The 657-nt window shown below is 37.9% G+C and carries 1 protein-coding gene; it reads left to right on the top strand.

The genetic code is table 11. The features are described 5' to 3' along the window. Positions 1–69 precede the first annotated feature (69 nt). Positions 70–474: a type VI secretion system tube protein TssD gene (tssD, locus tag AB4Y90_RS18105; protein WP_265429793.1), complete on the top strand. Its 405-nt coding sequence runs from the start codon at positions 70–72 to the stop codon at positions 472–474. The last annotated feature ends 183 nt before the right edge of the window (positions 475–657 follow it).

Here is a 657-nt window from a genome sequence, read left to right as displayed (position 1 = left end):
TATTATTGGTGTATTTATCTTTGGGTTATAGAAATCACAAAAAATAGTAACGATTAAAATTTACTTATCATGGCAGCAAATTCAAGAGGAATCTTAAAATTCAACGGCAGCGAGGGTCAAAAATTATTAAAGCTGAACTACAGCGTTTCGAGATCTACCGATGTTTCAGGCAGAGTAGCATCAGACCCGTCGAATGCGCTTATCAAGTTAACGATCGAGGCAACAGAAAAATCTGACATCCTTGAATCATTATTAAACGGAAAATATAAACCTACAACAGGTGAGATCACGTTCAACAAATCTCACGAAGAAGGAACACTGATTACTTTAAACTGGGAAAACGGCTACGTGATCCAGCACGAAGTAGACTTCGATGCAGTAGACGAAAACTCAATGCTGATCAGCTTTGTAGTGAGTGCCGAGAAGATCAACTACGGTAACTCTGCTTACGAGGGAATCTGGCCAACTGCATAAACGGCAACTCATCAAGGTTTATAGAGATTCGAATAAAGACTGTCCCGAAAAGACGGTCTTTTTTGCCTAGATATTTTTAATAATATAAAGCATTTTATTGTTTTTTGGGCAGCTTATCCTGCTTCCACTCCCGCTTTTTTTATTTATTGGTTGCACCAAAAAATAAAAAAGAGCTCCGTTCAA

Source organism: Chryseobacterium sp. 2TAF14, assembly GCF_052115105.1.
Taxonomy (GTDB): domain Bacteria; phylum Bacteroidota; class Bacteroidia; order Flavobacteriales; family Weeksellaceae; genus Chryseobacterium.
The sequence above is the reverse complement of the archived record's forward strand: the minus strand, read 5'-3'. Positions and strand labels throughout refer to the sequence as shown.

Excerpts from the sequence above, each read along its gene's own strand:
- tssD (WP_265429793.1), top strand. The coding sequence starts at position 70 with ATGGCAGCAAATTCAAGAGGAATCTTAAAATTCAACGGCAGCGAGGGT.